A 22,717-nucleotide genomic window follows, 5' to 3' on the forward strand; every position below is an offset into this window, starting at 1 on the left:
CTTGCGGCACATCTACCGCTGCCCGCTGCGCTGGGCGGACATGGACGCGTACGGCCACGTCAACAACGTGGTCTTCCTCCGCTATCTGGAGGAAGCCCGTATCGACTTCCTGTTCCGCCCGGACAAGGATTTCCAGCAGGGGTCCGTGGTGGCACGCCATGAGATCGACTACAAGAGGCAGTTGGTCCACCGGCACGCGCCCGTGGACATCGAGTTGTGGGTAACGCGGATCAGAGCGGCGTCCTTCACGCTCACCTACGAGGTCAAGGACGCGGACCAGGTGTACGTCCATGCCTCGACGGTCGTCGTGCCGTTCGACTTCGCGACGCAGCGTCCGCGCCGCATCACCTCCGAGGAACGGGAGTTCCTGGAGGAATACATGGACGCAGACGCGGACGCGGCTGAGGACGAGGACGCCGACGAAGAGGGCGGGGCCGTCGCCGCATGACGGTCCTGCACCTCGCAGACGAAGGGGAGGCGGCCGATCTCGCCGCCTTCCTCGCCCGGCTGATCCACTACGACCGTGGAGCAGCGGTGCGTCTCCAGGCGGCCGGCACGGCGCTTGCCGTGTTCGGGCGGCCCCCGTCCTTCGAGGTCCTCGCGATCCGCGCGGCCCGGCTCGCCAAGCCGTACGAGAACGGGCTGGACGTCGCCCTCGACGTCACCGTGTCGGCCGGTGAACTCCTGGAGACGGTGGACGAGCCCGCCGCCACCCTCACCGTCCCCGGGGCCGTGACCGGGCCGCCCTGGGCCGGGGTACTGCCTCCGCGCGGCGGCTGGCGACCCGAGCCCGGCCTGCCCGCCCCGGACGCGCTGCGCACGATGGTCGCCGCAGCGGTCGCCGAATTCCGGTCCCGTACGCAGGAGTTGGCGCCCGAGTCGCGTACTCGTGCCGAGCTCGACCGGATCGGGCGGGAGATCTGGACCCGGACGGTGGGGGACACCCGCCTGCCGGTACGGGCAGTGCACGCGGCGCAGTCCCTGGGCTTCCTGCGGCCTGCCCAGGGCACACAGGCGTCCGGTGAGGCGCCGCTCGCGCTGGTCTCGTCGGGAGCCTGGCTGCGGCTGCGCACCCCGTACGGATCGATCGCCGTACGCAGGGCGGGACTCGGGGCGCTGGACGTCAGCGTCCGCTGAGGGCCTGGTCAGCCCTCCGTGTTCACCATCGAGGCCGCCGCGTACGTCAGGTAGTTCCACAGCGTCCGCTCGTGCTCCTCGGAGAGGCCGAGCTTCTCGACGGCGACGTGCATGTGCTTCAGCCACGCGTCGTGCGCGGCCCGGTCGACGGCGAAGGGGGCGTGGCGCATCCGCAGCCGGGGGTGGCCGCGGTTCTCGCTGTACGTCGTGGGGCCGCCCCAGTACTGGATCAGGAACAGCGTGAACCGCTCCTCGGCCGGGCCCAGGTCCTCCTCCGGATACATGGGCCGCAGCAGCGGGTCCTCGGCGACACCCTCGTAGAACCGGTGCACGAGGCGCCGGAAGGTCTCCTCGCCGCCGACCTGCTCGTAGAAGGTCTGCTCCTGAAGCGTGCCGCGCGGAATCTCTTTCACCTCACCATGGTCTCAGACAGGGAGACCGAGGACTCAAGGCCTAGGACCACCCCGTCCGGGCGCCCCGTCCGGGCCGCACTGAACCGTCGATTCCGCTTCGGCCGGTATGGGCGCTCGCGTTGCGGCGCCGGGCGCAGGACAGTGGACGTATGAGCGCGCGCGCTGTCCACGAGGGCAGGGACGACCTCGGCGACCTCGACGACCTCGCCCTCTCGGCGCGGGCCGAGCTCGTGCGTGTGATCGAGGCCAGTGGGGCCTGGGGCGGCGACCCGGTCTGGCGGGAGGCGTTCGAGGCGGTGCCCCGGCATCTGTTCGTGCCGTACTACTACGCCGGTGCCGTGAGCGGTCGGCAGCGGCTGTGGGGTGAGAGTCCCGACCGGCTCACGCGTGAGCGCTGGTTGCGCGGCGTGTACGCGGACGTGCCGCTCGCGACCCGGGTGCGCGACGGCGAGCTGGTCTCCTCCAGCAGTCAGCCCTCCCTCATGGCCATGATGCTCGCCGAGCTGGCGGTCGAGGACGGGCACAACGTCCTGGAGATCGGCGCCGGTACGGGGTACAACGCGGCGCTGCTCGCGCACCGTCTCGGCGACGCCCTCGTCACGACGGTGGATCTGGACCCGGAGATCACCGAGTCGGCCCGCCGGCACCTGGCCGCCGCCGGACACCGTCCGGTCGTCGTCACCGGCGACGGCGCCCGCGGGGTGCCCGAACGCGGCCCCTTCGACCGGATCATCGCGACCTGCACGCTCAGCTCGGTGCCGCGCGCCTGGATCGCCCAGTGCCGCCCCGGAGCCCGCATCCTGACGCCGTTCGCCACCGGCCTGGCCGCCCTCACGGTCCGCGACGCCGAGCACGCCGAGGGCCGCTTCCTGCACGCGTCCGCCTACTTCGTGCCGTTGCGGGGGGAGAGCAGGCCGGAGCCGGAGATCCCGCACCTGGGCGCGCTCCCGGCCCGGACTCGAGAGCACGAGCTGCTCAGGTTCCTGCTGGCCCTGACCCAGGGCAGCCTGGACCCGCAGGAGGCGTACGCGCTGTGGGAGCGGGAGGGCCGGCCGGTGCGGGAGCGGTACGGGATCACCGTCAGCGGCGACCGGGAGTGGGCCTGGCTCGACGAACCCACGGGTCCGTATGCCTGGCCCCTCCCCACGACCTGACGGAAGCCCTTATCCCCGGCGGATCGTGATCGTCGTCCACGCGCCCACGTGCACCCGGTCGCCGTCCTGGAGCGGTACGGGGACGAAGGGCTGGATGGGCTCCTCGGAGTTGTTGACCGTCGTACCGTTCGTCGAGTTCTGGTCGACGACCGCCCAGCTGCCGTCGGGCTGCTGGACCAGCACGGCGTGCTGGTGCGAGACGCCCGGGTCCTCCGGCGGGACCGCCAGGTCGATGTCGGGGGACTCGCCCGTGGAGTGGCGGCGGCGCCCGATCGTGATCTGGTTGCCGGTGAGGGCGCGCTGCTGCTCCGGTGAGTACGCGGGCAGGTTCAGGCCCGCGGCCTCGGGGCCGGAGCGCTGCATCATCGCCATGAAGTACTCACGGTCCGGGCCGATCGTCGCGGACCAGGTCAGCGGCTGCTGCTGGCCGTAGCCGCCGCCGTGTGCGGGCGGGGCCTGCGTCATGCCGGGCTGCGGATAGCCGTAGCCGCCGCCCTGCTGTGGGGCCGACGGTCCGCTCGGGCCGCCGGCCGGCGGGGAGATCACCCAGTCGTCGTCAGCGCCGCCGAAGCCGCCGCCGGGCTGCGAGCCACCGTGCCGGCCCGTCTCCTGCGGGAACGCGGGCGGGAAGGGCGAACCGGACGGCTGGTACGTCTGCGGTGCGCCACCGGGCCCTCCAGGGTCTCCTGGCGGCTGGTACCCCTGGGGCCCGCCGGAGGTGACGGGGGGACCGGGCGGCGGGTAACCCTGCGATCCGCCGGGCCCGCCGGGCGGGTAACCCTGCGGCCCGCCGGCGGACGTACCGCCGGGACCGCCGGGCATACCGGGGGTGGGACCCGGCGGCGGGGGGACCGGGCGCGACGGGTCGCCGCCGAAGGGCGGGATCGGCTCGGCGGGGCGGTTCATCTGCGACGGGCGCGAGCTCTGATAGTCGTAACCGTCACCGCCGCCGTAGGACGGGCCGGGCGGCGGAGGCTGGAAGCGCTGGCCGGGGCCCTGGCCACCGGGTCCCGCGCCGTATCCCTGGCCCGGTCCCGGCGCCTGCGGGCGCGGGGCGGCCGGGGTGTACGAGGTCGCCGTGTTCGTCAGGAAGTTCCACCGGCACTCCTCACAGAACGGAGCGCCCCCCTCACGCGGGGTGCGGCACTGCGGGCACAGCTCCTGTGCGGCGTCCGGCACGGCGGACAGATGCGAGCGGCCGCCGGGCGCTCCGGTGGCGGAACCGGGCGGCGGATAGCCGTAACCGGGCGCCGGGGGTGGCGGCGGGGGCGGGGGCACGGCACCGGCCATGCGGTGACCGCAGACCTCGCACCAGTCGTCGGAACCCGACTGGTGTCCGTTCGGGCAGGTCGGCATGTCGGCGCTTCCCCCTCTCCTCTTCGCTACGTTTTGTTCGGTTACTTCTTTACACGAACAGTCTTTGTGGACCGTGTTTCGAGTGTCATCTCGTCGGCCTCTTCGACCTTCGCCTTCAGTCGCACAGTACCTGCCGCGGCGTCGACCACGTCCACCACCTTCGCAAGCAGTTTCGCAGTATCCGCGTTTCCGGAGGCGCTGGCGAGCTGAACGGCCCGTCCCAGCTTGGCCGTTGCCCCGTCGACATCACCCGCTTTGCGGGCATCGAGACCCTGCTGGATGACCTGTGCCAGTTCGGCCTGACCTGTGTAGTGCGCGACCTGTGGGTTGATCGACGTCGAGGCCGCCATGTCGTCGGTCCACACGGCCCGTACGAGGCCCTGCGCGCCGAGGTTCTGGGCGCTGCCGTCGGGCTGCGGGATCACCAGGGAGACGCGGGCGGCAAGCATCTCCTGGCCCAGGCCGGCGGAGGGCACCTCGACGCACACGTGGTAGTCACGCGACTCGTCCCCCCAGGAACCGGTGGGGTAGTCGCCGGCGCGCGGGCCTGCCTCCGTGCGGCGGTCGGTCAACTCCGCGACGGTGGGCGCCACCTGCTTGACGAACTTGATCTCCGTGCCGACCGGGGTCCACAGCCTGAGGGCGACGTCCGCGACCTCCTTGCCCATGGCCGTCTCCATCATCTGCGTGAAGTCGGCGGCGAGGCCGGCCGGGTCGGCGACGATGTCGGCGGTGCCCAGCAGCGCGGAGGCGATCGCGGTGACCTCCTTGACCTCCCAGTCGGTGCCCACACCTCGTGCGTCGCAGGTGAAGCGGCCGGCGCAGGAGTCCAGTGCGGCCTTCAGGTCCTCCGGCGACTCGTGCTCGTTGCGGCCGTCGGTGAGCAGGATGCCGTGCCGGATGGCGACCTCGGACGAGGACAGCAGCCGGTCGGCGAGCCGCAGCCAGGTGCCGATGGCCGTGCCGCCGCCCGCGCTCAGCCGGCGCAGCGCCTGTTTGGCCTGCTCGCGGGTGGTCGCGTCGGCGACCGCGAGCCGCCCGCCGCCCGGATAGACCTCCTTGGCGACGTGCGTGCCGCCGATCACCGTGAAGTGCACACCGTCGCGCACGGCGTCGATCGCGGCGGCCGTCGCCTCCCGGGCGCCCCGCATCTTGGTCGGCGGGTAGTCCATCGAGCCGGAGCAGTCGACCATGATCGCCACGGCCGCGTCCGGACCCTGGCCCGGTGAGTAGAGGTGGGGTGATGCGACGGACGTGCCGACCGTGCCGCCGCCGGTGGCGGTGACCGTCACGATCGCGCTGACCTCGCGGCCGCCGTCGGGCAGGTACTCGTTCTGGTAGACGTCGACCGAGAACTGCGGCACGTTCGACTTCGAGAAATTGGCCATGTGTGCTTCGTTCCCCCTCGAAAACCCCACATGAGTGGAGCAGTGACTGTATGCGGACCAGTCCCCTCCGGTCCTTCTGCGGGCACCCCCGTGTCAGTGCCCTCAGGCCGATCCTGCCCCCTGCGACGGGGCGGGGAACGGCACGACGGCCACTGTTACGTTGTCGTGGCCCCCGCCGTCCAGGGCGTGGCCCACCAGGACCCGGGCGGCGTGCAGCGGGCGCGACGCGGCGTCCGGCGGGAGAACCTCGGCGAGTTCGTCCGCCGCCTCCGCGTAGTTCCACAGCCCGTCCGTGCACACCACCACCACACCTGGCCGGTCCGGTTTGAAGGAAGCGGTGTGCGGCTCCAGTTCGTACGCGTCCGCGCCGAGCCAGCCCGTGATGGCGTGGGCGCGCTCGTCGGCGTACGCCTCCGCCTCGTTCATCAGGCCCGCGGCGACCATCTGCGCGGCCCACGAGTCGTCCTCGGTGAGGCGGGCCGGGGCGGTTGAGCGGTCCAGCGGGACCCAGTAGACGCGGCTGTCGCCGACCCAGCCGACGACAAGCAGGGTCGGGGTGACGATGGAGCCGACCAGGGTGCAGGCCGGGGAGTTCTGGTGCGGGGCGTGCTCGCGGGCGCCGGCGGGCTCGTCCGCCAGCGCGTTCACGGCGTGCGAGGCGGCGAGGATCGCGTCGTGCATCGCCTGCTGGGGGTGGGTGCCCTGGGGCAGGGCCGCCATCAGCGAGTCGCCGGCGGCCCGGGACGCGGCGAGCGAGGCCTCGTCGGGGCGGGTCGCCGAGGAGACGCCGTCGCAGACGATCGCGACCAGCGCGGGTGTGCGGTTGGGCAGTGTGGTGTGGGAGATCGCGTACGCGTCCTCGTTGCGGTGGTGGCGCAGGCCCCGGTCGGTGACCGCGGCGAGCGGGCCGACCTCGTCCTCCATGTGGTCGCGCTCGCGCGGCTGGGCGTGCCCGCAGTTCTCGCAGTAGCCGTCGTGGTCGACCCGGCCCGCCCGGCAGGCCACGCACACCTTGGTGCCGGCCGGGGGCGTAGAGGTCTCGGCCGGGCGCGGGGCGGGCGCCTGCAGCGGGTACTCGTCGGGCTCACCGCCCGCGGCCCGGTCGAACCGCACGCCGGTGGCCGGGGAGACCGGCGAGCCCGTGAGCGGCGGCTCGGACACCGGCGGCAGGCCGGGAGCCGGCACCAGCGGGGTCTCGCCCGAGTCGGTGCCGTGGAGATCGGTCGCCAGGTGCACCGGCGCCGGGGTGCCGGAGCTGCTGGTCTCGGGCGCTAGGGGCCAGTCCACGGAAGCGGCCTCCGGAGGCGGGTGCGGCGCGGCTGCGAGGGCGCCGCTCAGAGTGAGCGTGGGGGAGTCACCGGGGCGTGGGGGCACGGCCGACAGGTCGTACCCGCACGCGCCGCAGAACCGGTCGCCCGAATCGAGCGGCTCCTCGCAGCTCGGGCACCGGGACAGGGCCGTCGGCTGGGGCGGCTGGGGTGGCTGGGGCATCTGGGACATCAACTACACCCACGTCCGGGGGCGGTAACGGTTGGCGCGTTCCACCAGGTCGATCCTCTCCTCGCCGCCCTGCGCGAGCCTGGCCAGCGTCCGGTACGAGCGCTCAAGCCCGAAGCGCAGACCACGCTCGTCCAGGTCACTGCCGAGCAGCACCCGCCCCCCGACGGCAGGAGGGGCGGAACCCTGGCTCTGGGAGAGTATCCAGTCCAGCGCGCAGCCGAGAACTTCCGCCGACAGCTGCTCCCGCCGGACCGCGTCCAGGCCGTATCCGGCGAGCGCCTCCACCTGCCCGGCGGAAGCGATCAGATCGTCCAGGAACGGCGCGTCGACGGCCACGGCCGTCCGGTGCCGCAGTCGCGCCCGTACGGCGGCCACACGGGCAGCCGTGTAGTGGATGGACGCCTCCGGGACCGACTCCAGTGTCTTCACGGCGCTACGGCGGTCGCCCGCCGCCAACTGGACGCGGGCCAGGCCGAACGCGGCGCTCACATAGCTCGGGTCGGTCGTCCACACCAGCCGGTAGTACTCGGCGGCGTTGTCGAGCTGCCCGAGGACCTCCGCGCACAGCCCGAGGGCCAGCTTGGGCGGACTCTCGCCGGGGAAAGCGTCGTAGATCGCGTCGAACGACAGCGCGGCGCCCTCGTGATCGCCCGTCACCAGCGCTGCCACGCCCCGGTACCAGACCACCCGCCAGTCGTCGGGCCGCTCCTCCTCCAGCCTGACCAGCGACTCCTGGGCGGTCGCGGCGTCCCCGTTCTCCAACCGGGCCCGCACCTCCCGCAGCCGTGTCTCCGTCGACTGGGCCGGCACCACCGCGAGGGCGGCGATCAGCTCCCCGGCCGCCGACGCCAACAGCCCCGCCAGGAAGCCCGCGTTGGGGTCGGTCGGGTCGACGCGGGGCACGGGCAGCGCGAGGGCGGCGGCACCGGCGTCGATGGCCTTGACGAGGCGCGGGGCGCCGGGGAGCGCTCTGGTGGGGCCACCGGGGGCAAGAGCGGCCGACGCCGCGGACTTCTTCCGGGGCGTCGCCACGCGTGCCCCCAGCCGCGACACCTCACCGTCCAGCACGCCGAACAACTCCGAGTCCGTGACCTTCACTTCCGGCCCGAACAGCGTGGACAGCGCGGGCCGGGCCCGCCCCGTCTGGAGCGACACGACCTCGCGCAGCACGCCCGTCAGCTGCTCGGACATCTCCTGCGCGGACGCGAACCGGCGGGCCGGGTCGGGGTCGGTGGCGCGGACCAGGAGCCGGTAGAACGACTCGTACTGGCGGAAGACCTCGATGTGGTCGGGGTCGGGCAGGGAGTCCACGAACACGTTCGTGTAGCCCTGGAAGTCGAACGTCATGACGGCGAGCGTGCGCGCGACCGTGTACAGGTCGGACGCCACCGACGGGCCGACCTCCGCGACCTCCGGCGCCTGGTAGCCGACCGTGCCGTAGATGGCCGACTCGTCGTCGTCCATTCTGCGGACCGCGCCCATGTCGATCAGCTTCAGCTGGTCCTCGGTCTGGATCGCGTTGTCGACCTTGAAGTCGCAGTACAGGAGGTTGCGGCTGTGCAGATGACCGAGGGCTTCGAGCGCCTCGATGCCGTACGCGCACGCCTGCTCGACCGGCAGCGGGTCCCGCTTGCCGGTCGGGGTGCGGCGGTCGTTGGCGATCTCCTTCAGCGACTTGCCACCGACGTACTCCATGACGATGTAGCCGTCGAGGGAGCCTGTGCGCTGGTCGAGGTGCTCCACGAAGTTGTAGATCCGCACGATGTTGGAGTGCTCGATCTCCGCGAGGAAGCGCCGCTCGGAGATCGCGGCGGCCATCGCGTCCTGGTCCCCGGTGTCCAGCAGGCCCTTGAGGACCACCCAACGGTCGGAGACGGCCCGGTCCACGGCGAGGTAGACCCAGCCGAGGCCGCCGTGCGCCAGACAGCCCACCACCTCGTACTGGCCGCGCACGATGTCACCGGTGTGCAGCTTCGGCACGAACGAGTACGGGTGGCCGCACTTCGTGCAGAACCCCTCCGTACGCCCCGGCCGGCCCTCGCCGCGCGCCCGCCCCACGGGCGCCCCGCAGTCGGAGCGCGAGCAGTACCGCTTGCGCTCGGGCACCTCCGGGTTCTCCAGCACCATCGCGCGCGGGTCGGGCCGCGGCACGCCCGGCACCTCGACCAGGCCCGCGCCGAGCCGGCCGCGCCCGGTGGACCCGGCGGCCGAACCCGAACTGCGCACCGACACCGAACGGCCCGTCGACTTCCCCGACAGGGACCGCGACAGCCGGCCGGAGACCGAGCGGCGGGACTGCGAGGAACGGGACGTGCGCGAGGTACGGGCGGAAAGGGCGGACGCGCGGGAACTCGACGAGGACGCACCGGCCATGCCGCCGGTCGACACGACCGGCGCGAGTCCGCACATGTCGCAGTACAGTTCGCCGCCGCCCATGTCCTCGTAACTGCCCTCGCAGTCGGGACGCTGGCACTTCTGCTGTTCGGTCTCGGTCATCAGTAGTCCCCCCTCCGGTCACTGGGTCCGGCCTGGCCGGGAACCCGCGGGCCGCCGAAGAACTCGGCGGCGGCCTGCTGGTAGCGCAGCACGGCCTGCTCCGCGACCCGCAAGTCGCAGGGCGCGCTCCACAGCATGCGGCGCGCCGCGTCGTACCGCTCGATCAGCAGCGGGTCCTCCGCGAGCCCGTGCCGGGCGACCTTCGCCTTGTACGCGTCGAGCCGGCCGCGCAGCTCCGCGCGGACCGCCAGCGGCTGGGTGACCGCCGTCAACGACTCGCGGGCGCGCATCAGTTCGTCCTCCGCCTTCGCCTCCAGCGACTCCAGGAGCGGCGAGAGACGGTGCCACTGGGCGTGTCGGCGGTAGTCGGCGGCCACCGCCAGCTGCTCCTGCAACGCCGTGGGCGGGCCACTGACGGCAGGCACCTCCGACGCGGCGATCTTCGCCAGCACCTCACCGCGCGCGCTGCGCGCCTCGGCGAGGGTGCGGTCCGCGCGGGACAGCAGGTCGCGCAGCTTCACGAGGCGCGCCTCGGCGTCCTGGCGGACCGTCAGCACGGCGTCGATCTCCCGGCGTACGTCCTCCAGGGCGCGCGCCTCACGGTCGTACACCGTGGTGTCCGGACGGCCGCCGCCGGGCGCCGAACTGCCCTGTGCGGGCAGCCAGAACGCCAGCGGGTCGTAGATCACCCGCTCGCGCAGGGCTGTCAGGGTGCGCGTGATGCGCTCCAGGTCGTCGCCGGCCGGGTGTTCGCCGGGGCGTACGCCCACGGAGTGCGCCAGCTGGCGGGTGCGCTGCAGCTCGGCGGCCAGTAAATCTATCCGCGCGGGCAGGGCCGACCAGACCGCGTCGGCGGTGACGACCATGTCCAGCGAGGTCGCGTACAGCTCGTTCATCCGGTCCACCAGGGCGGCCAGCGAGTACTGCTGGCTGAGCTTCCCGGTGCCGTGCAGGGTGGGCGCGTTGGCCGTCGCCGTGGCACTGCCCGAGACTGTGACGCACTCGCCGCGCAGCAGTTCCGTCAGCTCCACCAGGTCCTCGCGGCTGGACCAGCGGCGGCGTGAACGGATGTCACGGGCGGAGCGGTAGGTGTCCGAGTACGCGTCGAAGTACGCCCACAGCAGCGTGATCGACGCCTCCGCGGACACCCAGCGCTCCTTGGTCGTGCCGGTGAGCTCGGCGCCTTCGAGGAGTCTGCGGCCCGCGTGGTCCTGGAGGGCGAGGAGTGAGGTCTCGATCGCCTCGTGCTCCGCGCCGAGCCGCGCCAGCGCACGGTCCACCTCGTCCCGGTCCATCACCGGCCCGGGGGCTCCCGTGACGCCCATCGATCACCTCGACTACTCGTGTGGTTGGCTCGTTCGGTCGGCTCGTGGGTTGGTAGGTGAACGTCACTTGTAGTGGGGCACCGGCGGCTTCGCCGACTCCGAGTCGCTGCCGAGTGTCGGCGACAGCCACTTGTCGTACGACTTCTGCCAGCCGCCGTCCTGGCGGTACTGCTCCAGTATGCGATTGACCCGTGCCGCCAGGTCGTTCGCACCCTTCTTCACCGCCACGCCGTAGTAGTCGGTGGTGAACGTGTCGCCCTTCAGTTCCACCGTCGGGTCCTGTGCCGCCTGGCTCGCGGCGAGCGCGCCGTCGGTCACCACGGCGTCCACCTGGCCGAGTTGGAGGCGGACGAGGCAGTCGAGCTGGCTGGGGACGACCGTCTCGATGTCGGCGGAGGCGATCCCGGCCTTCTTCGCGGCCTGGTCCGCCTTCAGCTTCTCGAGCGCCGTGGAGCCCGCCGCCGAGCAGATCCGCTTGTCGTCGAGCGTCTTGTCGTACCCCTTGATCGTGGAGCTCTTGGGGGCGAGGACCTGCTGGCCGGTGAGGAAGTACGGGGCGGAGAACGCCACTTCCTTCAGACGGTCACAGTTGATCGTCATCGTGCGGACGATCATGTCGACGCGGCCGTCCTTGATGGCCGGGATGCGCTGGTTGGTCGGGATGGCCTTGAACTGGACCGCGTCCTCGTCGCCGAGGATGTCCTTCGCGATCCGGTGGACCAGATCGATGTCGAAGCCCTCCAGCTCCGCCGACCTGCCACCGTTCGGATCGCGGTAGCCCCAGCGGTAGCTGTTCTGGTCGACGCCGACGATCAGCCGCGGGTCCTTACGGGCCTTGATCGCCTCGATCGTCTTCCCGTCCGACGAGGATGGGAACGGGCTCTGGTCCTGCGGGTTCCTGCACTCCGCCGCGGCCGTCGCCTGAATGCCCTCGGCGACACCCTGCCCGCCCGTCTCCGTACCGCCGGCGCCGTGCGACTGCGTCCGCGGCAGCAGCAGCGCGAAGGCCACCGCGAGGGCGCAGACGGCTGCCATCGCCCCCACACCGCCCCAGCCCCGCAGTCCGGCCCGCAGGGTCCGAAGACCGGCCCGCAGGACCTGGAGACCGGTGCGCAGACTCCGCGGAAGCCGTTGTGCGTTCATCGTCACGCCCCCTCTCATCGCCCGAACTCCCTTGCCGCCGAACTCCCTTGTACCGCTTCGTACCGCGTCTGTACTGCTCGCGACTCTTCGTACCGCATCAGCGGTACTCCGACAGCCTGCGCCCGATGCCGAGGACCGCGCCCGCCGCCCCCAGCACGGCGAGGGCCGCGGCGCCCACCGGGAGGCCGGTCATCGCGTCCCGGCCGTCGCCGGCCGCCTGCTGGAACTCCGTCTGCTCATGCACGATCGCCGTCTTCAGCGCCTTGTCGACGCTGTCGAAGCACTCGCCGGTCGGCTTGTCGCTCTTGTCGCCTATGACGCGGGCGAGCGCCTGCTGGAAGTCACCCTTTTCGTACGCCGCCTGCGCCTCCTTGTGGCGCTTCTCCCACTCCTCCATGCCGCTGACGGCCGTCGTGACCGGCTCCTTGCCCGTCCGGTCGTCGGCGATCCGCTCGGCCTCGGTCAGTCCCTTGCCGAGGGCGGTCATGTCCACCTGGAAGCTGTTGTCGTACGTGTCGACGACCTCGCCGTCGGCCAGTTTGGTCGTCTCCGCGCCGCGCGCCACCAGCGTCAGGTTCTCGTTGCCGCGCGCCTTGAGGGAGGCGATCCGGGCGTCGTGCAGCACGTTCAGCGAGAGGATGCCGTGGTCGTAGGAGTCGTTGAGGCCCGAGCGGGCGAAGCTCTGCCCGGCGACCAGCCACAGCAGGACGATCGTCGCGGTGGCCGTCGCCGCGACCAGACCGTGGTTCAGCACCCGGTTCGTACGCTGGTAGTTGCGCCGCTGGGCCCAGACCAGGGCGCCGAGCACGGCGACGCCGAGCCCGATCGCCGCCCACGGGTACGAGGTCGCGTCCGCGTAGTCGGAGGCCAGCCGCTCGTTCTCCCTGGCGTACAGCTTCTCCGCCTGCGGGAGCATCTGCTTCTGCATCGTGTCGTTCGCCAGCCGCAGATACGAGCCGCCGACCGGGAAGCCCAGCCGGTTGTTGGCGCGGGCCCGCTCGATGTAGCCCGTGTACTCCGACAGCAGCTTGTTGAGCTCGGCGATCCTCGCGGCGGACGGGGAGCCCGGCTCGGAGTTGGTCGCGGCGTCGGACAGCTTGCCGGCGGCGTTGCGGATGTCCTGCTGGTAGCGGTCGCGGGAGGTCGCCGTCTCGTCACCGCCGGCCAGGAAACCGCTGGAGGCGGCGGTGTTGGCGTCCGCGAGGGAGCTGTAGATGTCCGCGGCGGCGGAGCTGAGGGGCTGGCTGTTGTGCAGCACGTCGTCCGCGGCCGACGAACGGTCGGTCATCTGCCAGGCGGTGACGGCACCGAACGCGACCACGAGCACCGCGAGCAGGGCGCCGATGATCCGCAGACGCCCGGGCTCGGTGGTCGCGGCGGCGCGCAACTGGTCGACGCCCTCGGCGAACGCGGTGCGGCGCGGGGGCTGGGGAACGCCGGGAGCGGAACCCCTGCCTGCCTGCGACGGGATGGCGGGCAGGCCCGAGGCGGCGGACAGACCGGACGCACCGGACTGGCCGGGGCCGTCCGGCGAGCCCGGCGTCGGTGGTGCCGCACTGCTCGTAGATGTCACTGTGACCTCCCCCATGGTCATCCGTCACCGCCAGTATCGCCCCCGGCACTGACAATCCGCACCGGCCTTGACTGGATCTTGATCGGATCGCAGTGCGGCCGCGTTGTGTCGCAGTGGGTGGTGTTGTGTCGGGGTGCGCTGCCGTGCAGTCGGACACACGAGCGCTCCCCGCACCACCCCTCTGCCCATGAATACGCTGGAGGAATCTGTTCGGTTCCCGTACGAAGCCGGTCAGACCTCGTAGAAGCGGCGTACGCGCGCGTGCACCTCCGCCGGGGCGTTCGTGTGGTCCAGGCCCAGCAGCGCCGCCCCCAGCACAGGCCGTGCCGTCACCACCCGGGCGACGGCCTTGGGTGCCCGGGCGGCCAGCAGTTCGGTGATGCGGTCCGTCAACCGGGCGTGCTGGGCGGCCAGTACACCCCCGCCCAGCAGAACCGGGGTCTCCTCTTCGAGGAGACCGAGGCGGCCGAGCGCGACCGCGGCCATGGCCACCACCTCGTCGGCCAGTCGGTCCACCAGCGCACCCGCCACCGGGTCACCGTCCGCCGCCGTGGCGAACAGCACCGGCGTCAGCTCATGGCGCCGGGCGTTGTCGACGTCCCCCAGATGCAGGGCCTCGATCAGCGCGTACATGGAGGTGAGCCCGAAGTGGGCGGGCAGGGCGCAGGCCAGCGCCGTCGGCCCGCCCCGCCCGTCCTCCGCCCGCGCCGCATGCCACATGGCCTCCTCCGCCAGGCCCCAACCGCCGCCCCAGTCACCGGAGATGCGCCCCAGCGCGGGGAACCGGGCGGTGCGGCCGTCCGGAGTCATCCCGACGCAGTTGATGCCGGCGCCGCAGACGACGGCCACCCCGCGCGGCTCGGTGATCCCGGCCCGCAGGATCGCGAAGGTGTCGTTGCGTACGTCGACACTGGCGCCCCACGCGCGTGCGTGCAGCGCGGCGGTGAACTGCCGTTCCTCCACGGGGAAGTCGGCGTTCGCCAGACAGGCCGATACCCGGTCGACGGATGAGACCCCGGCGGCGGTGAAGGCCTCGGCGACGGCGTCGGACAGGCCGGAGACCGCCACGTCCAGCCCGTCGGCCGGCGGCCGGAACCCCCCTCCCCGTGCCGTGGCCAGCACCTCCCCGTCGGCGGCGACCACCGCCACGTCGGTCTTGCTGTTGCCGGCGTCGACGGCGAGGACGTGTGCGGTCATGCCCACGCGAGATGCTCCCGGTTGTGCGCGATCAGGGTGTCGGTCAGGGTGTCCGCGTAGTCGTACTGGCCGACGAGCGGATGCGCGAGCAGTGCCCGGAAGACCCGGTTCCGCCCGCCGTGCAGCGCGGCCTCCAGGGCCAGTTCCTCGTAGGCGGTGACATTGGCGATCAGCCCCGCGTACAGGGGGTCGACAGGCTCGACGGCCAGGGGAATCGCCCCCTGCCGGCCCACTGCGGCCTGCGTCTCGATCACCGCGTCGTCCGGCAGGAACGGCAGTGTTCCCTTGTTGTACGTGTTCACCACCTGGTAGGGACTGCCGCCCCCGCCCAGCAGCGACGCGGCCAGATCCACCGCCGCCTCCGAGTAGAAGGCGCCGCCGCGCTTGGCCAGCAGCTCCGGCTTCTCGTCCAGGGCCGGATCGCCGTACATCTGCAGCAGTTCCTTCTCCATCGCCGCCACCTCGGCCGCCCGGGAGGGTTTGGTGCGTAGCTCCCGTACGACGTTGTCGTGGGCGTAGTAGTAGCGCAGGTAGTAGGAGGGCACCGTCTCCAGACTGTCGAGGACGGGACGCGGAAGGTGGAGGTCGTCGGCGATCCGGTCGCCGTGTTCGGCGAGGAGCCGGGGGAGGACGTCCTCGCCCTCGGGGCCGCCCAGGCGGACGCCCGTCTCCCAGGTGAGGTGGTTGAGGCCCACGTGGTCCAGGTGGATGTCGGCCGGGGTCACCCCCAGCAGGGCGGCGAACTTCCGCTGGAAGCCGATCGCCACGTTGCACAGGCCGACCGCCTTGTGGCCGGCCTGGAGGAGGGCGCGGGTGACGATGCCCACCGGGTTGGTGAAGTCGATGATCCAGGCGTCCGGGTTGGTGCGGCGGACGCGCTCGGCGATGTCCAGGACGACCGGCACCGTGCGCAGCGCCTTGGCGAGACCGCCCGCGCCGGTCGTCTCCTGGCCGACGCAGCCGCACTCCAGCGGCCAGGTCTCGTCCTGCTGCCGTGCGGCCTGGCCGCCGACGCGCAGTTGGAGCAGGACGGCGTCGGCGCCCTCGACGCCCTTGTCGAGGTCGTCGGTCGTGACGATCCGCCCGGGGTGCCCCTGCTTGGCGAAGATGCGCCGGGCGAGCCCGCCGACCAGCTCCAGGCGGTCGGCGGCCGGGTCGACGAGCACCAGTTCCTCTATGGGCAGGGTGTCCCGCAATCGCGCGAAACCGTCGATGAGTTCGGGGGTGTAGGTCGAACCGCCGCCGACCACGGTGAGTTTCATATCAGGATCAACCCTTCACGCCGGTCAGAGTGACGCCTTCGACGAACGCCTTCTGGGCGAAGAAGAACACGAGGAGCACGGGGGCCAGGACCAGCACGGTGGCCGCCATGGTGAGGTTCCAGTCGGTGTGGTGGGCGCCCTTGAAGGACTCCAGGCCGTAGGACAGGGTCCACGCGCCCGGGTTCTCGGAGGCGTAGATCTGGGGGCCGAAGTAGTCGTTCCAGGCGTTGAAGAACTGGAAGAGGGCGATGGCCGCGATGCCGGGTTTCGCCATCGGCAGGATGACCTTCAGCAGGGTGCGCAGATCGCCGCAGCCGTCCACCTTCGCCGCGTCCAGGTACTCGTTGGGGATGGTCATCAGGAACTGGCGCAGCAGGAAGATCGAGAACGCGTCGCCGAACGCCAGCGGGATGATCATCGGCCACAGCGTGCCGGACAGGTCGAGCTGCTTCGCCCAGAACAGGTACATCGGGATGACGACCACCTGGGGAGGCAGCATCATCATCGAGATCACCAGCATGAGTGTCAGATTCCGGCCCCGGAAGCGGAACTTGGCGAGCGCGTACGCCACGGGGACGGACGAGACGACGACCAGGACGGTGCCCAGTCCGGCGTAGATCAGGGTGTTCTTCCACCAGGTGAGGAAGCCGGGGGTGTCGAAGACCTTGCGGTAGTTGGACCATTCCCAGGTGTGCGGGATCAGGTCCCGGCTGAGTGCCTGCGAGTCGCTCATCAGCGAGGTCAGGAACACGAACACGAAGGGCAGGGTGAAGAAGAGGGCCGCCGCGACGCCGAGGGAGTGGACGGCGATCCATTCCAGGAACGCCTTTCGGCGGGCCGTGCGCTCGGCGGGCGAGGGGGAGACCGGGGTTTTCAACTCCACGGGCCGTTCCAGTACTTGAGCCATGTCCTGGGCCATGTCAGTCACCTGCCTGGATGAGACCGCCGCGGCGTCGCATCAACAGCGCGGTGAACGCCATCGACAGGGCGAACAGGACCAGGGCGACGACACAGGCGGAGCCGTAGTCGAAGCGCTGGAAGCCGAGGTTGTAGACGAGTTGGGGGAGGGTGAGGGTGGAGTACTCGGGGTAGCCGGGTTGGAAACTGGTGCCCGCGCCCTGGATCACGCCCGAGGCGACCTTTCCGGCCACGAGTGGCTGGGTGTAGCACTGCATCGCCGCGATCACGCCCGTGACGACCGCGAACATGATGATCGGCGAGATGTTGGGCAGCGTGACGAACCGGAACCGCTGCCAGGCCGACGCGCCGTCCAGTTGCGCCGCCTCGTACTGCTCCTTCGGAACGTCGAGCAGCGCGGCCATGAAGATGACCATCAGGTCGCCGACGCCCCACAGGAACATCAGGGTGAGCGCCGGCTTCGACCAACTGGGGTCGTTGAACCAGCCCGGCGCCGGGATGCCGATGCTCTCCAGCATGGAGTTGACCGGTCCCGTACCGGGGTTGAGGAGGAACGCGAACGCCATGGTCGCGGCGACCGGCGGGGCGAGGTAGGGCAGGTAGAAGAGGGTGCGGAAGACGCCCGTACCCGTCTTGATCTTCGTGATGAGCATGCCGATCCCCAGCCCGAACAGGACGCGGAGGGTCACCATGATCACGACCAGCCACAGGGTGTTGCGCAGGGCGGGCCAGAAGAAGGGGTAGGACTCGAAGACGTACTTCCAGTTCTTCGTCCCGACCCAGGTCGGCGGCTTGAAGCCGTCGTAGTGCATGAACGAGAAGTAGACCGTCGAGATCATCGGGTACGCGAAGAAGACCGTGAAGCCGATCAGCCAGGGCGAGAGGAAGGCGAGGGTGCGCAGCCTCGAACGCCGGTGCTTCGCCCGCAGGGTGTAGGTGGCGGCCATGGCTACTTCGCCTGCGCGATGTCCGTGTCGATCTGCGCCGCCGCCTTCTTCAGGCCCGCCTGCAGGTCGGTGACCTTGCCGCTCTCGTAGTCGTAGCCGAGCTGCTGGATGGTGGTGAGGTAGACGCCACCGTTGATCGAGGCCGGCGAGGTGGACGAGTCGGGGTTCGCGGCGATGTCGAGGAAGGTCTTGAAGCGCGGGTCGTACTTCAGCTTCGGGGACTTCAGCGCCGCGAGCGTGGAGGGCACGTTGTGGATCGCGTTGGAGAAGCCGACCACCGCGTCCGTGTCCGTGGTGATGTACTTCACCAGTTCCCAGGCCGCGTTCTGCTTCTTGCTGGTGGCGGCGATACCGGCGATGGTCCCGGTGATGTAGCCCTTGCCGTACTGGTCGGCCTGGTCGTCGGGTACGGGCAGCGGGGCGACGCCGATCTCGAAGTCGGGCTTCGCGTCCAGCGCCATGCCCAGGCGCCACTCGCCGTCCATCTGCATGGCCACCTGGCCGGTCTGGAAGGGGTGCTTGGGGCCCCACTCGTCACCGAGTCCCGAGCGGAACTTCTCCAGCTTCTTGAAGCCGCCGAGGTCGTCGACGAGCTTCTTCTGCACGGCGAAGGCACCGGCCACGGCCGGGTCGGTGGCGATCGTCGACTTCCCGGACGCGTCGAAGTACGTCGGCCCGAACTGGCCCATGTAGTGGTCGGTGGTCGTCTCCCAGCCGTGGTAGTCCGGCATGAAACCGAGCTGCTTGTACGTGTCGCCCTGGGGAACCGTCAGCTTCTTGGCGTCGGCCTCGAACTCGGACCAGGTCTTCGGCGGGCTGGTGATCCCGGCCTTCTGGAAGGCGGTCTTGTTGTAGTAGAGGCCGTACGCGTCGCCAAGGAGCGGGACGGCGCAGCGGTTGCCGTCGTACTGGGTGTACTCGCTCATCGCCTTCGGGAAGGTCGTCGCCGGGTCGATGCCGGCCTTCTCGAAGAGCGGGTTCAGGTCGACCAGCGCGCCCGACGAGCAGAACTTGCCGACGCCGTTGGTGGTGAACGACGAGATCACGTCGGGTGCCTTGCTGCCGCCCGCGCGCAGCGCCTGGTTCATCTTGTCGTCGGTCATGTTGCCGACGACATTCACATGGATGTTGGGGTGGGCCTTCTCGAAGCCGGCGATCAGCGCTTTCACGCCCGCCACCTCGTTCGGCGCGCTCCAGGCGTGCCAGAAGGTGATGGTCGTGTCCTTGGAGGCGTCGTCCTCCGCGCCCGATGACGACTGGCCCGTACAGGCCGTGGCGAGGAGGGCTGTCGAGGCGGAAACGGCGAGTGCGGCGGCGACTTTTCTTGATATTCCGGGCATGGCGAGGTCTCCCAGGGAAGGGCGTGGCAGGGCAGGGGACTGGTGAGGGGCGGAACAGGAAGTGCGGGTGCTCAGCGGGAGGTGTCGAAGACCTCGTCGCGGGTGGTCGCGAGGGCGCTCTCCAGCGCGCCCCGCAGCACGGGGTGTTCGCGTACGTCGCCCACGACCAGCCGGGGCCGGGCCGCGGCCAGTTCCTCCAGCTCGGCCTGGACCAGACCGCGCAGGGGTTCGCCGCCCGCGGTCAGGGAGGCGCCGCTGAGGACGACGAGTTCGGGGTCGAGGACGGAGACGAGCGAGGCCAGACCGGTGGCCAGGCCGGTCGCGTACGTTTCGAGGAGCCGCCGGTGCGGGCCCGCGTTGATGTCGGCGGCCTGGGCGACGAGGGCGGCTGCGACCTCGGCGTACGGGCCGTTCGGGACGGGGCTGATGTCCAGCTCGCGGGCGAGCCGGGGAATGACCTGCGAACCGGCGAGCTCCTGGTAGCCGCCGCTGCCGGTTCTGCTGACCTGCCGGACGAGGGGTGTGCCCGGCACGGGCAGGAAGCCGACCTCGCCGGCGCCGCCGGTCCAGCCGCGGTGCAGCCGGCCGCCGAGGACGAGCGCGGCGCCGAGTCCGCCCTCGTTCCACAGGAGGACGAAGTCGTCGTGTCCTCTGGCCGCACCGAGTTGTTGTTCGGCGATGGCGACGAGGTTCACGTCGTTCTCGTACTCCACCGGCATCGGGAGCGCGGCGGCGAGTTCGTCGAGGAGGGCGGGGGAGTGCCAGCCCGGGAGGTGGGCGGCGTAGCGCAGCCGGCCGGTGCCCGGGTCGAACGCGCCGGGCGTTCCGATGACGAGCCGCCGCAGGTCGCCCCGGGCCAGTCCCGCCGCCTTGACGGCACCGTCCAGGGCGTCGGTGACCTGTTGGACGACGGGCCGCGCCGGGCGTTTGCCGGGGGTGAGCAGTTCGAACTCGCCCACGGTCCGGCCGGTGATGTCGGCGACGGCGGCGAGGACGCGTTCGGGGGTGACGTCGAGTCCGGCGGCGTACGCGGCGGTCGGGTTGACCTCGTACAGCTGGGCGTTGGGGCCGGGTCGGCCCTCGCTGGTGCCGGTCGCCAGCACGAGTCCCGCCGCTTCCAGGCGGGCGAGGAGCTGTGAGGCGGTCGGCTTGGAGAGGCCGGTGAGCTTGCCGATCCGGGTGCGGGACAGAGGGCCGTGCTCCAGGAGGAGGTCCAGGGCGGCCCGGTCGTTCATGGCGCGCAGGACGCGGGGAGTGCCTGGCGTGCCTGCGGTTCCTGCCATGGGTCTGCACCTGCCTTTCCGTCGCCCAGTTTTCCACGGTCACCGGTAGTGGTTTTTCCACGATGACTGTTAGGAAGGTTTCCTATCGGATGGCGAGAAGATAGAACCGGACCAAGGGGGACGTCAAGGGGCAATGGGCAATGAAGAGAGGCGGCGCCCCCGAATCGGGGACGCCGCCTCTCTCGTACAGGCTGCTTCGGGTCGTGTACCGCCTACCGGACGGGCCGGGCCGGTGCGATCGGGGTCGCCGCCTCCGCCTGGGGGGAGGCGGTGTTCGAGTACACCGAGGGGGCCGCGACCGCCGCCGCCGGGTCCACGGTCGGATCCTCCTCCGGGATGACCGTGGTGCCGCCCACGATGCGGATGCCCGCCGCGTCCAGGGCCCGCTTGGCGCGCCAGCGCAGTTCGCGCTCCACCGTCAGGGACTTGCCCGGCATCGTCTTCGCCGAGAGCCGGACGACCATCGAGTCCAGCAGCACGCTGTCCAGGCCCAGGCTCTCGATCGGGCCCCACAGCAGCTCGTTCCAGGGCTCTTCCCGGCTCATCTTCTCGCCGACCTCGGCGAGCGTCGCCTTCAGTCGGTCCAGGTCCACGTCCGCGCTCACGGTCACGTCGACGCCGGCCGTCGCCCAGCCCTGCGAGAGGTTGCCGATGCGCTTGACCTCGCCGTTTCGCACGTACCAGATCTCGCCCTGGTCGCCGCGCAGCTTCGTCACCCGCAGGCCCACCTCGATCACCTCGCCCGAGGCGACCCCCGCGTCGATCGTGTCCCCGACGCCGTACTGGTCCTCAAGGATCATGAACACGCCGGACAGGAAGTCCGTCACCAGGTTGCGGGCGCCGAAACCGATCGCCACGCCCGCGACACCGGCGGAGGCGAGCAGCGGGGCGAGGTTGATCTCGAACGTGCCGAGGACCATCAGGGCGGCCGTGCCCATGATCAGGAAACTCGCCACCGACTTCAGCACCGAGCCGATCGCCTGCGAACGCTGGCGACGCCGCTCCACGTTCACCAGCAGACCGCTGAACGCCGTGCCGTCCACCGCCTGCGCGGTGCGGTTCATGCGATCTATGAGCTTGGTGATCGCCCGCCGCAACGTCATTCTCAGCACCGCCGCGATCACCACGATCAGCAGGACCCGCAGTCCGATCGACAGCCAGGTCGACCAGTTCTGCTCGACCCAGCTCGCGGCGTTGGTCGCGCGCTCCTGGGCGTCCTGGAGCGACGGGACCAGCGCGGTCGGTGACTCCGAGGGAGTCGGTGACGGGGTGGAACCGGCGGCCAGTAGGACGACGGGCAAGGACACGGCGGGAACCTCCAGAGCGGCCTGCCCCCGGTACGGATGGCTACGTCGGTCAGCTCGACGTCGAGCTTGTGGTTCAGGTCACGGAAAGGTCACCGGAAGGGCAGAACCACCACACTAACGGGGGAGCGTGTGGGGATCGGCGCCATGTTCGAGGGAGAGACCGTGCCCACCTGGGGATGAAGAGGGTGTGGTCCCGGGGCATGACACAAGGTGTGGTCGAAAACACTCCCAGCCCGTTACCGGGACGTGGTGGCGCTGCCGCCAGGCGAGAGGGGAGACTGACTACAGATCGTCCCGGCGCGAGCCACGCGCCGCCGACGCCCAAGGAGGCATCCGTGCCGCATGTCCTGGTACTCAACGCGTCGTACGAGCCACTCGGCGTCGTACCGCTCCGCCGCGCGCTCGTCCTCGTCCTGGAGAACAAGGCAGTCTCCCTGGAGGAATCGGGCGCCTTCATGCACAGCGCGACCGTTACTGTCCCCGCACCCAGCGTGGTCCGGCTGAAGAGGTTCGTCCGGGTTCCTTACCGGGGGCCCGTTCCACTGACCCGTAGGGCACTGTTCGCCCGCGATGGCGGCCGGTGCATGTACTGCGGCGCCGCCGCGACCAGCGTCGACCACGTCATCCCACGTTCCCGAGGCGGCCAGCACCGCTGGGACAACGTGGTGGCGTCGTGCCGTCGCTGCAACCACACCAAGGCGGACCGCCATCTCTTCGAGATCGGCTGGCGGCTGCGCCACAAACCCGCCCCGCCCACCGGCCTCGCCTGGCGCATCATCGGCACCGGGCACCGGGACCCGCGCTGGCTGCCATACCTGCAGCCGTACGGCGCGGATGACGCGATGGCCCGGATCGACGGCATCTCAGCCTGACGTCCGGGCTTTCGTATACCTGAATATCCTGAATATCGAGAACCAGTACCCGCACGCGTGTACGGGTTTTTCGTACGGTACGGATGAGATCCGGCCCCGGGAACCC

The 22,717-nt window shown here is 70.9% G+C and carries 19 protein-coding genes; 4 read left to right on the forward strand and 15 right to left on the reverse strand.

What is annotated here, in order from left to right:
* Position 1 precedes the first annotated feature (1 nt).
* Both OG734_RS32145 and OG734_RS32150 read left to right on the forward strand, forming a co-directional pair.
* Positions 2–448, forward strand: coding sequence for an acyl-CoA thioesterase (locus OG734_RS32145; RefSeq protein WP_330290936.1), 447 nt, complete (start codon positions 2–4; stop codon positions 446–448).
* On the forward strand, positions 445–1,137 hold the full coding sequence (locus OG734_RS32150; protein WP_330290937.1) for a hypothetical protein: 693 nt from the start codon (positions 445–447) through the stop codon (positions 1,135–1,137). Before OG734_RS32145 ends, OG734_RS32150 begins: the two co-directional genes overlap by 4 nt.
* 8 nt (positions 1,138–1,145) lie before the next feature.
* Here the strand turns inward: OG734_RS32150 and OG734_RS32155 are convergent, their stop codons facing one another.
* Positions 1,146–1,550: a globin gene (locus OG734_RS32155; protein WP_330290938.1), complete on the reverse strand. Its 405-nt coding sequence runs from the start codon at positions 1,548–1,550 to the stop codon at positions 1,146–1,148.
* Between the two features lie 149 nt (positions 1,551–1,699).
* Between OG734_RS32155 and OG734_RS32160 the strand changes: the two genes are divergently transcribed.
* Positions 1,700–2,704, forward strand: coding sequence for a methyltransferase domain-containing protein (locus OG734_RS32160; RefSeq protein ID WP_330290939.1), 1,005 nt, complete (start codon positions 1,700–1,702; stop codon positions 2,702–2,704).
* 9 nt (positions 2,705–2,713) lie between these two features.
* Here OG734_RS32160 and OG734_RS32165 read toward each other — a convergent pair whose 3' ends face one another.
* The 14 genes from OG734_RS32165 to OG734_RS32230 form a co-directional block, all read right to left on the reverse strand.
* Complete coding sequence (locus OG734_RS32165; RefSeq protein ID WP_330290940.1) at positions 2,714–4,060, reverse strand: FHA domain-containing protein; 1,347 nt, start codon at positions 4,058–4,060, stop codon at positions 2,714–2,716.
* A gap of 41 nt (positions 4,061–4,101) precedes the next feature.
* Positions 4,102–5,448: a vWA domain-containing protein gene (locus OG734_RS32170; RefSeq protein WP_330290941.1), complete on the reverse strand. Its 1,347-nt coding sequence runs from the start codon at positions 5,446–5,448 to the stop codon at positions 4,102–4,104.
* A gap of 102 nt (positions 5,449–5,550) precedes the next feature.
* A complete protein-coding gene (locus OG734_RS32175) occupies positions 5,551–6,951 on the reverse strand; it encodes a PP2C family serine/threonine-protein phosphatase (protein ID WP_443064956.1) in 1,401 nt (466 codons plus the stop codon).
* Positions 6,952–9,444, reverse strand: coding sequence for a serine/threonine-protein kinase (locus tag OG734_RS32180; protein ID WP_330290943.1), 2,493 nt, complete (start codon positions 9,442–9,444; stop codon positions 6,952–6,954).
* Positions 9,444–10,769 (reverse strand): hypothetical protein, encoded by a 1,326-nt coding sequence (locus tag OG734_RS32185; protein ID WP_330290944.1) that lies wholly within the window; start codon positions 10,767–10,769, stop codon positions 9,444–9,446. Before OG734_RS32185 ends, OG734_RS32180 begins: the two co-directional genes overlap by 1 nt.
* Before the next feature lie 63 nt (positions 10,770–10,832).
* On the reverse strand, positions 10,833–11,912 hold the full coding sequence (locus tag OG734_RS32190) for a glutamate ABC transporter substrate-binding protein (RefSeq protein ID WP_330290945.1): 1,080 nt from the start codon (positions 11,910–11,912) through the stop codon (positions 10,833–10,835).
* Between the two features lie 97 nt (positions 11,913–12,009).
* Positions 12,010–13,500 carry a CHASE3 domain-containing protein gene (locus OG734_RS32195; RefSeq protein ID WP_330290946.1) on the reverse strand — a complete coding sequence of 497 codons (1,491 nt, stop codon included), beginning with the start codon at positions 13,498–13,500 and terminating at the stop codon, positions 12,010–12,012.
* Between the two features lie 216 nt (positions 13,501–13,716).
* Positions 13,717–14,688: an N-acetylglucosamine kinase gene (locus OG734_RS32200; protein WP_330290947.1), complete on the reverse strand. Its 972-nt coding sequence runs from the start codon at positions 14,686–14,688 to the stop codon at positions 13,717–13,719.
* Positions 14,679–15,944 (reverse strand): 6-phospho-beta-glucosidase, encoded by a 1,266-nt coding sequence (locus OG734_RS32205; RefSeq protein ID WP_330290948.1) that lies wholly within the window; start codon positions 15,942–15,944, stop codon positions 14,679–14,681. Before OG734_RS32205 ends, OG734_RS32200 begins: the two co-directional genes overlap by 10 nt.
* A gap of 7 nt (positions 15,945–15,951) precedes the next feature.
* Positions 15,952–16,851 carry a carbohydrate ABC transporter permease gene (locus OG734_RS32210; protein ID WP_330293866.1) on the reverse strand — a complete coding sequence of 300 codons (900 nt, stop codon included), beginning with the start codon at positions 16,849–16,851 and terminating at the stop codon, positions 15,952–15,954.
* A gap of 13 nt (positions 16,852–16,864) precedes the next feature.
* Complete coding sequence (locus OG734_RS32215) at positions 16,865–17,809, reverse strand: carbohydrate ABC transporter permease (protein ID WP_330290949.1); 945 nt, start codon at positions 17,807–17,809, stop codon at positions 16,865–16,867.
* 2 nt (positions 17,810–17,811) lie between these two features.
* Positions 17,812–19,149 (reverse strand): ABC transporter substrate-binding protein, encoded by a 1,338-nt coding sequence (locus tag OG734_RS32220; RefSeq protein ID WP_330290950.1) that lies wholly within the window; start codon positions 19,147–19,149, stop codon positions 17,812–17,814.
* 71 nt (positions 19,150–19,220) lie between these two features.
* Entirely contained in the window at positions 19,221–20,432 is a 1,212-nt protein-coding gene (locus OG734_RS32225; protein WP_330290951.1) for an ROK family transcriptional regulator, read from the reverse strand.
* A gap of 212 nt (positions 20,433–20,644) precedes the next feature.
* A complete protein-coding gene (locus tag OG734_RS32230) occupies positions 20,645–21,739 on the reverse strand; it encodes a mechanosensitive ion channel family protein (RefSeq protein WP_330290952.1) in 1,095 nt (364 codons plus the stop codon).
* Positions 21,740–22,074: 335 nt separating this feature from the next.
* On the opposite strand from OG734_RS32230, the gene OG734_RS32235 reads away from it, so the two are divergent.
* Complete coding sequence (locus tag OG734_RS32235; protein ID WP_189148973.1) at positions 22,075–22,611, forward strand: HNH endonuclease; 537 nt, start codon at positions 22,075–22,077, stop codon at positions 22,609–22,611.
* Positions 22,612–22,717: the final 106 nt, after the last annotated feature.

It is taken from the genome of Streptomyces sp. NBC_00576 (assembly GCF_036345175.1).
Taxonomy (GTDB): Bacteria; Actinomycetota; Actinomycetes; order Streptomycetales; family Streptomycetaceae; genus Streptomyces.

Bases quoted from the DNA above. Each gene is read 5' to 3' on its own strand.
- OG734_RS32195 (WP_330290946.1), bottom strand. From the start codon at position 13,500: ATGGGGGAGGTCACAGTGACATCTACGAGCAGTGCGGCACCACCGACG.
- OG734_RS32205 (WP_330290948.1), bottom strand. From the start codon at position 15,944: ATGAAACTCACCGTGGTCGGCGGCGGTTCGACCTACACCCCCGAACTC.
- OG734_RS32185 (WP_330290944.1), bottom strand. From the start codon at position 10,769: ATGGGCGTCACGGGAGCCCCCGGGCCGGTGATGGACCGGGACGAGGTG.
- OG734_RS32210 (WP_330293866.1), bottom strand. From the start codon at position 16,851: ATGGCTCAAGTACTGGAACGGCCCGTGGAGTTGAAAACCCCGGTCTCC.
- OG734_RS32215 (WP_330290949.1), bottom strand. From the start codon at position 17,809: ATGGCCGCCACCTACACCCTGCGGGCGAAGCACCGGCGTTCGAGGCTG.
- OG734_RS32150 (WP_330290937.1), top strand. From the start codon at position 445: ATGACGGTCCTGCACCTCGCAGACGAAGGGGAGGCGGCCGATCTCGCC.
- OG734_RS32225 (WP_330290951.1), bottom strand. From the start codon at position 20,432: ATGGCAGGAACCGCAGGCACGCCAGGCACTCCCCGCGTCCTGCGCGCC.
- OG734_RS32170 (WP_330290941.1), bottom strand. From the start codon at position 5,448: ATGGCCAATTTCTCGAAGTCGAACGTGCCGCAGTTCTCGGTCGACGTC.
- OG734_RS32180 (WP_330290943.1), bottom strand. From the start codon at position 9,444: ATGACCGAGACCGAACAGCAGAAGTGCCAGCGTCCCGACTGCGAGGGC.
- OG734_RS32165 (WP_330290940.1), bottom strand. From the start codon at position 4,060: ATGCCGACCTGCCCGAACGGACACCAGTCGGGTTCCGACGACTGGTGC.
- OG734_RS32160 (WP_330290939.1), top strand. From the start codon at position 1,700: ATGAGCGCGCGCGCTGTCCACGAGGGCAGGGACGACCTCGGCGACCTC.
- OG734_RS32190 (WP_330290945.1), bottom strand. From the start codon at position 11,912: ATGAACGCACAACGGCTTCCGCGGAGTCTGCGCACCGGTCTCCAGGTC.
- OG734_RS32220 (WP_330290950.1), bottom strand. From the start codon at position 19,149: ATGCCCGGAATATCAAGAAAAGTCGCCGCCGCACTCGCCGTTTCCGCC.